Annotated in this window: 7 protein-coding genes; all 7 read left to right on the top strand. The window is 63.9% G+C overall.

What is annotated here, in order from left to right; all coding sequences use genetic code 11:
- Positions 1 to 308 precede the first annotated feature (308 nt).
- On the top strand, positions 309 to 677 hold the full coding sequence (locus AC3WN8_RS24605; protein WP_492672139.1) for a BlaI/MecI/CopY family transcriptional regulator: 369 nt from the start codon (positions 309 to 311) through the stop codon (positions 675 to 677).
- Positions 674 to 2242 carry a M56 family metallopeptidase gene (locus AC3WN8_RS24600; RefSeq protein WP_492672138.1) on the top strand — a complete coding sequence of 523 codons (1569 nt, stop codon included), beginning with the start codon at positions 674 to 676 and terminating at the stop codon, positions 2240 to 2242. Before AC3WN8_RS24605 ends, AC3WN8_RS24600 begins: the two co-directional genes overlap by 4 nt.
- 23 nt (positions 2243 to 2265) lie before the next feature.
- Positions 2266 to 2706 carry a hypothetical protein gene (locus AC3WN8_RS24595; RefSeq protein ID WP_492672137.1) on the top strand — a complete coding sequence of 147 codons (441 nt, stop codon included), beginning with the start codon at positions 2266 to 2268 and terminating at the stop codon, positions 2704 to 2706.
- Between the two features lie 89 nt (positions 2707 to 2795).
- Positions 2796 to 3653, top strand: a complete 858-nt coding sequence (locus AC3WN8_RS24590) for an MBL fold metallo-hydrolase (RefSeq protein ID WP_492672136.1) — start codon at positions 2796 to 2798, stop codon at positions 3651 to 3653.
- A gap of 115 nt (positions 3654 to 3768) precedes the next feature.
- Positions 3769 to 4779: a quinolinate synthase NadA gene (gene nadA, locus AC3WN8_RS24585; RefSeq protein WP_492672135.1), complete on the top strand. Its 1011-nt coding sequence runs from the start codon at positions 3769 to 3771 to the stop codon at positions 4777 to 4779.
- A gap of 43 nt (positions 4780 to 4822) precedes the next feature.
- A complete protein-coding gene (locus AC3WN8_RS24580) occupies positions 4823 to 5614 on the top strand; it encodes a hypothetical protein (protein WP_492672134.1) in 792 nt (263 codons plus the stop codon).
- Between the two features lie 5 nt (positions 5615 to 5619).
- Complete coding sequence (gene nadC, locus AC3WN8_RS24575; RefSeq protein WP_492672133.1) at positions 5620 to 6471, top strand: carboxylating nicotinate-nucleotide diphosphorylase; 852 nt, start codon at positions 5620 to 5622, stop codon at positions 6469 to 6471.
- Positions 6472 to 6489: the final 18 nt, after the last annotated feature.

Raw genomic sequence — 6489 nt, 5'->3', positions numbered from 1 at the left:
GAGCGGGGGCGACACGAGACCAGGGAGGTGCCGCCCCCGCTCTGAAGCGACACGGCAGGAGACCGTGTTGGGAACGCATATAACCAAGCAGGGTGCGTGCCAGATGCGCCAGTCGGCGGAATTGCTGCGACACGATGGTTCGTGGAAATTAACCATATGTGTCATTTGTAAGAAATCCCGACATTTCTGGCGCTGTTTGCGCTCGAATATGCGCCGATCAATCGTTCATCCAGCGTTCAGCGGTTGCATGACTACAACTGTAGTCGTAAAGAGATTACGCCTGTAGTCAGCCGGAAGGGGGCTAACAAATGAGCGAGCGGATCAGCGAAGCGGAACATGCCGTGATGGAGGTGCTCTGGGAGGAGTCTCCGTTGACGGCGACCGAGGTCCATGAGCGGATCGATCCCGCGCGCGGCTGGAGCGACCGCACCGTCAAGACGATGCTGTCGCGGTTGCTCGCCAAGGGCGTGCTCATCCATGAAGAGGATGGCCGCCGCTACCTCTACCGGCCCGCGGTCGCCCGCGAAGATTATGTCTCCAACGAATCGCGGCGTCTGGTGGATCGGTTGTTCGGTGGCCGCGGCGCCGCGCTCGTCGCGCACCTCGCCGAACGCGACGAACTGAGCGACGATGACATCGTGGAGATCGAAACCCTGTTGAAGGCGCTGCGATCATGAGCGGCTGGATCCTCGAAACGCTCGTCGCGACGACTGCGCTGATGGTCGTCGTCCTTCTGGTCCGCGCACGCGTCGCCGCCCTGTTCGGCCCGCGGATCGCCTATCTTCTGTGGCTGTTGCCGGCGTTGCGCATGGTGTTGCCGCCGCTTCCGGACAGTTTCGGCCCAGCGCCGATCGAGCAGATTCCCGGCCTCGCCCGATTGTCGGTCGCCGATCTGCCGACGATCGATCTGTCGGCTTTCCAGCCCGCCATTGCGGCGAGCCCGGTGGTGCCGTCGATCGACTGGCCGGTGCTGTTGCTCGGCATATGGCTGGGCGGCGCGATGCTGATGATGGCCTGGCATCTGATCGCCTATCATCGGTTCGTTCGGTCCGCGCTGCGCGACTCGATCGACCTGCCTGAAATGGACAGCAACGGGATCGAAGTCTGTGCCAGCAGGCTGGTCGAGGGTCCGTTCGCCGCAGGCGTGCTTTTGCCGACCATCGTGCTGCCCCATGACTATCGTACCCGCTACAATGCGGAGGAGCTTCGGCTGGCGATGACGCACGAAGCGGTCCATCATCGCCGTGGCGACCTGTCGATCAACATGGTCGCGCTGGGCATGTTGTCGCTCCACTGGTTCAATCCGATCGCATGGCGGGCCTGGCGCGCCTTCCGCGCCGACCAGGAACTGGCCTGCGATGCCGTCGTGCTCGATGGCGCGACGGTGGACGAGCGGTGCAGCTATGCCACGGCGCTGGTGAAGTCCGCCTGTTCGCGGACGCCCGTCGCAGCCTGTTCGCTCAATCCGCGCGATCAGCTCAAGACACGTTTGCGCATGATGCGCGATGTGCGGGAACGCAGTATCAGCGGCCGGGCTCTCGCGGTCGCGCTCGTGAGCGGCGGCCTGGCGCTGACCGCATCCGGCGGTATCGCCGCCGAGACCACTGCGGGTATCCGCGACAAGATGCAGGCACGCATGATCGAGCCGGTCGTCGCGGCCGTCACGACTGGCGTGAACGGCCTTGCGGACATCGAACATGTTGTTGCGCCAATCCCGCCGATTCCGCCTGCGCGGCCGGCGGCACTCACCCATGTCGATGCGCCGCTTCCGCCTGCGCCGCCATCGGCTCCGGCCATGGCCGCAATTCCGGCAATTCCCGCGATCCCGGCCATTCCTCCAATCCCGCCAGTGCCTCCGGTTCCGCCGGTGCCCGCGGTCGCCATGAGTTTCGACGATAACGGGATGGCCATGCGCATCGCCGCGGCCGACGCGATGCAGCACCGGGCGGAACTGGTTCGGCTTGCCGTCACGACCACGCACAAGGCGACGGCCTGCAACGGCAAGAGCGGGGCGATGATCGCGATCGCGGACGACACCCGCAACGAACGCCGCAGCGTCACTTTCTGCGGCAAGGGGATCAGCGATGTCGAAGTGCGCAAGCTGCAGATCGACGCGATGATGCAGGCCCGTAAGAGTCTGGTCGAAGCACGCCGGATCGAGCGCGACCGGTTGCGTGAAGCGCTCGAAGGGCTCGATGCCGAGATCGAGCGGCTGAAGGATTCGATCGAGGATATGGATTGAAGCGAGCGCAGGGAGGAAAGCGCATGAGGATGATTGCCAAGATGCTGATTTGCGGCGCCGCCGCCGCGATCTCGACTGCCATGGTGCAGGCGCACCCGCATACCGATGGCGAGACGCCGGAAGCGGGGCAGGTCAAAAAGATCGTCATCCACAAGCGCGACGGCAGCACGTCGGAGGTCGATGTCGACGCCGTCCGCGAAAAGGCGATGCTGGCGCAGGCCGAACATTGCAAAGGCAAGCGCGCTCAGGTCGAAAATGACGACACGCCCGATGCCGGCGGCAAGGCGCGTAAGAGCCGGATCGTCGTCTGCGCGCCGGACGACGGCACGTTGATCGCCGCGCTCGAAAAGGCGCGCACCGAGATTGGCGGAGAGAAGATGCTGAGCGATGCGCAACGTGAAAAAGTGATCGCCTCGCTCGATCGGCAGATCGAACAGCTCAAGGCCGGTGGCGCCAGCAAATAAATCCCGTCTCGGGGAGGGAATCGGGCGGTGCCGCGGATATGCGGCTCCGCCCGATCTTGTTTCGTGCGGCGAAGCTGCCACATGGGGGCATGGACGATTTTCCCACCGGCCAGACGATGCGGCTGACTCCGCTGGTGCGGCGCATCCTGGCGCGCAACCCCAGCCCGTTCACCTATAGCGGCACCCAGACCTATGTGGTCGGCGCGGGCGAGGTCGCGGTGATCGATCCCGGCCCGGACGATCCGGCGCACATCGAAGCGATTCTGGGTGCCGTCGCCAATGAGCGGGTGATCGCGATCTGCTGTACGCATACCCATCGCGACCATAGTCCGGCGGCCGCCCCCTTGCGTGCGGCGACTGGAGCGCCCGTGATCGGCTGTGCGCCGCTGGTGCTCGACGATAGCGGCCCACGCGCCGATGCCGCGTTCGACCGCAGCTATGCGCCCGACCGCGTGCTTGGCGACGGCGAAAGCGTTTCGGGTGCGGACTGGGCGCTGACCGCGGTCGCCACGCCGGGGCACACCTCGAACCATCTCTGCCTCGCGCTGCCGCAGGAGAAAGCACTCTTCACCGGCGACCACGTCATGGGCTGGTCGACCAGTGTGGTCTCGCCGCCCGATGGCGACATGGCGGCCTATATGAAGAGCCTGGCTTTGCTGATGGAGCGCGACGACGTCGTTTATTATCCGGCCCATGGCGAGCCGGTCGAACGTCCCCAGCGCTTCGTCCGTGGCCTGATCGGGCACCGCAAGCAGCGCGAGGGGCAGATATTGCGGCTGCTCACGGCCGGTACGGGAGAGATCCCGGTGATGGTCCAGCATATGTACAAGGGGATCGACGAACGGCTTTACCCCGCTGCCGGTCGCTCCGTGCTGGCGCATCTGATCGACATGCGCGACCGTGGGGTGGTCCGCGAGGCGGGTGAGGCCTGGGAACTGGTCGTTTGACGCGTCATTCCTGCGAAAGCGGGAATCTCGCTTCTTCTTCCGGTGTTGGAGCATTAAGGGCTGCAGAATCCCTGCTTTCGCAGGGGCGACGTACGAGTTGAGGGACACGAACGACATGGACGCACGCGGTGGAATCGGGGGAAGCTTGGCAGGACTCGACCTGCGCGGGGAGATCGATCGGCTGCGCAAGGAGCGCAACGCCGTCATCCTGGCGCATTATTATCAGAAGCCCGAGATCCAGGACCTGGCCGACTTCGTCGGCGATTCGCTGGAACTGTCGCGCAAGGCCGCTGAAACCGATGCCGATGTGATCGCCTTTTGCGGGGTGCGCTTCATGGCGGAGACCGCGAAGATCCTCAGCCCGCAGAAGATCGTCATCCTGCCCGATATGGAGGCCGGTTGCAGTCTCGAGGATTCGTGCCCGCCCGAGACGTTCAGGGCGTTCCGCGAGGCCCATCCCGATCATATCGCGCTCACCTACATCAATTGCTCGGCGGCGGTGAAGGCGCTGTCCGACATCATCGTCACCAGTTCGTCGGCGGAAAAGATCCTGAGCCAGATCCCCAAGGACCAGAAGATCATCTTCGGTCCCGACCGGCATCTCGGCGGCTATCTCACGCGCAAGGCCGGTCGTGACATGGTGCTGTGGCCCGGCGTGTGCATCGTCCACGAAGCCTTCAGTGAAAGCGAATTGCTGAAGCTCAAGGCGCAGAATCCCGGCGCGCCCGTCGCGGCGCATCCCGAATGCCCGCCGCATGTGCTCGATCACGCCGATTATGTCGGATCGACCAGCGGCATCCTGGAATATGCCAAGACCATGGCGGGCGACACGCTGATCGTCGCGACCGAACCGCATATCATCCACCAGATGGAAAAGGCGGTTCCGGAAAAGACCTTCATCGGCGCACCGGGCGCGGACGGGAACTGCAACTGCAACATCTGTCCCTATATGGCGCTCAACACGATGGAGAAGCTCTACGTAGCGCTCCGCGACCTGCAGCCGCGCATCGAGCTGGACGAGGATCTGCGCGTCGCCGCGAAGAAATCGCTCGATCGCATGCTCGAAATGGCGAGCGCGACCGTCGGCATGGGCGACCTCGGGCCGGCAAAGGTGACGGGGGATTGAAGCCGCCCGAACTTGGCGAAATGTCGGCTGAAGGGCACGCAATATGCCGTTAGCCGATGTCAGTCATTTTTCGATGATCGGTTTCGAGCTGGACATCGCGTCCGGCGACAGGTTTCAGAAATCGCTCGAAAAATCGCTCGATACCTGCCGCATATCGCCATTGGGCGAGACGCAGGAGCTTTGCATCATCAAGGATGCATCGGGTGCAGAACTGTGGATCGGATTGAAACGTCACGCCGATGGCACGGCTGAGATCGTCACGGCCAATCCGGCTTTTGCCGGCGAAGGTCGGGCCGCGGTCGAGATCGATGCGGCCGTGCCAGAACCTGGCTACGCGCCCTATGAGTATCGCGTGTCTGCTCGTCTCGGGCCGGACAAGGTGCCGATGGTGTTCGATCTCGCGGACCCCGGTCAGTTCGACCGCCTGAAGCCCGGTGAAAAACTCACCGTCAACCTCAGCGGGTTCGCCTATGAACCCGAAATCCACGAGGACGAGGCCGCTTATGTCCGGGCTCAGCGGAAACGGGCGGTAAAGGTACAGTTCGCGCCGGATTTCTTTATCCCGATCGGAAGTTTTCTACGCGAGCAGGGCGGTATGGCGGATGAGGGACCAACGGCTTATGCGGCCCTTGCCGGAACCGTGTTGAAGGCCGAATTGCGCAGCAATGGCGCGACCACGGGCCATTTTTGGTGGGCGCTCCTGCGAACCTACGGGGGAATCACCATAGACGTCGTCATCGATCCGCGCTCGATCAGAAGCGAGATTAAGCCGGGTGCCGTCGTGACGGGGGATTTTTGGCTTTCGGGCCGAGTGGCGACAGCCCGACCGGAGTGAATTTGATGGTATCCGTATCCGATATTGACGGCTTCGACCTCGAAGGCTTTGTCGACGCTACACTGGCCGAAGATCTCGGCGATGCCGGGGACATCACTTCCGCCGCCGTGATCCCGGCCGATGCGGTATTCGATGGCGTGATGGACAGTCGCGAGGCCGTGACGGTGGCGGGGCTTGGCATCGCCGAAGCGTTTTTCCGCACGCTGGATCCCGATATGGCGATCGAGGTGCTGGCGAAGGACGGCGATCGCGTGTCGGCCGGCACCGATCTGTTACGTCTCAACGGCCGTGCCCGCGCGATGCTCACCGCCGAACGCGCGGCCCTCAACACCGTGCAACATCTGACCGGCATCGCCACGCTGACACGTCGCTATGTCGATGCGATCGCTGGCACCGGTGCGATCCTGCTCGACACGCGCAAGACCATTCCGGGCCTGCGCGTGCTCGAAAAATACGCGACACGCATGGGCGGCGCGCAGAACCATCGCATGGGCCTGTGGGACGCAGCGATGATCAAGGACAATCACGTCGCAGTCGCAGGCGGGGTAGGGGAAGCAGTGCGCCGGGCCGTCGATGCCGGTATTCAGCGGATCATCGTCGAGGTCGACCGGGTCGATCAGATCGAGCCGGCGCTTGCGGCAGGTGCGACGCATCTGCTGCTCGACAATATGGATCCGCCGACATTGCGCGGCGCCGTGCGCCTGGTCGGTGGCCGGGTGCCGACCGAGGCGTCGGGCGGTGTGAAGCTGGAAACCATCCGTGCGATCGCGGAGACCGGCGTCACCTATATCTCGGTCGGCCGGCTGACCCAATCGGCGCCGGCGGCGGATATCGGGCTCGATTTCGCGTCGGCATAGGGCTGTATTCCCCCTGCC

The organism is Sphingobium sp. FW305-3-2-15-F-TSA7 (assembly GCF_058787155.1).
The sequence above is the reverse complement of the archived record's forward strand: the minus strand, read 5'-3'. Positions and strand labels throughout refer to the sequence as shown.